Annotated in this window: 1 protein-coding gene; it reads left to right on the forward strand. The window is 31.1% G+C overall.

Going from position 1 to position 1,621, the window contains the following annotated elements:
* On the forward strand, positions 1–1,523 hold a 1,523-nt coding region (locus Q0984_RS08860), incomplete at its 5' end, for an Ig-like domain repeat protein (protein WP_299526725.1).
* Between the last annotated feature and the right edge of the window lie 98 nt (positions 1,524–1,621).

The raw sequence follows: 1,621 nt of genomic DNA on the forward strand, positions 1-1,621 counted from the left end.
ATGATGCTGTTATTGGTGTGTCTGTTCCTGATATTGTTTCTGGTGTAGTTAATGTTACTGTTAATGGTAGGTCTTATAATGTTGCTATTGTTGATGGTAAAGGTGTTTTAACTATTTCTAATTTGGTTGCTGGTGGTTATGATGTTAATGTGAATTATGCTGGTGATAATAAGTATTTAGCAAGCAGTAATTCTACTAAATTCACCATATCTAAATTACCTTCATCTGTTATTGTTGATGTTAAAGATATTGTTGTTGGTGAAGATGCAATTGTTAGTGTGATTTTACCTGATGGTGCTACTGGTAGTGTTACTATAACTGTTGATGGTAAAAATTATGTAGCTATTGTTAAATATGGTGTTACTAGTGTTGCTATTTCTGATTTAGCTAAAGGAAAATACAATGTTTCTGTAAAATACTCTGGTGATAACAAATATTTAACTAGTGAAAATACTACTCAGTTCAGTGTTGCAAAAGTATCTGATTATAATGTGACTGTTGGTATTGGGGATATTATTGAGGGTGAGAATGCTAGTGTGATTGTGGTTGTTCCTGATGATGGAACTGGTGAAGTTATAATTACTATTAATGGTAAAGAGTATAAAGGTAGTGTTGATAATGGTGTTGCTAAAGTTATTATTCCTGATTTAAAAGAAGGAACATACAAAGTTGTCACATTCTACACTGGAGACAATAAATATGATTCAATGATTGTTAATGGAACTATAACTGTTAATAAAAATACTGGAACTACTTTAATAATGGAAGAGCTTGTAAAATATGTGGGTGGATCACAAAGACTTTCAGCTAAATTAGTTGACGCATATGGAAATCCAATAGCAAACGCAACAATATACTTCACAGTAAACGGAATAACCTATGCAAGAATCACTGATATTAATGGTACAGCATCTATGGCTATTAATTTAGTAGCTGGAACATACAATGCATCTGCTGTGTTTAATGGAACTGCTGCACAAGATAAAGCAACAGCTAATACAAATGTTATTGTTAAATCCACTATTGTAGGAAAAGACACTACATTATACTTCCGTAACGGAACCAAATATGAAGCAAAATTCCTCGATACAAATGGAAAAGCATTAACAAACACTACTGTAACATTCAACATTAACGGTGTATTCTATCAACGTATGACAGACAGTAACGGAGTAGCAAGACTAAATATAAACTTGTTACCTGATACTTATATTATAACTGCATACAACCCAGTTAATAAAGAACAAACTTCTAACAAAGTAACGGTTTTACCAACTCTTGAAACCAAAGATCTCTCTATGAAGTTCCAAGATGGTTCTAAATTTACTGCAAAAGTATTAGATGGTCAAGGTAAAGTTTTAGCTAATCAAAATGTAACCTTCAACGTAAATGGCGTATTCTATAATAGAATATCTGATGCTAATGGTGTTGCAAGTTTAAATATTAATTTAATTGCAGGTAAATACATTATTACTTCAATGTGGAATGGTTATCAAGTTGGAAACAATATTACAATTGCTTAAGGGAATTTAATATTCTCTTAATTTTCTTTTTTTTGAGTCTGTAAAATTTTATAGGCTTATTTGATTTTGAATTTTTTTACAGACGAAATTTCGTTTTG

Origin of the sequence: uncultured Methanobrevibacter sp. (genome assembly GCF_934746965.1) — an archaeon.
GTDB lineage: Archaea > Methanobacteriota > Methanobacteria > Methanobacteriales > Methanobacteriaceae > Methanocatella.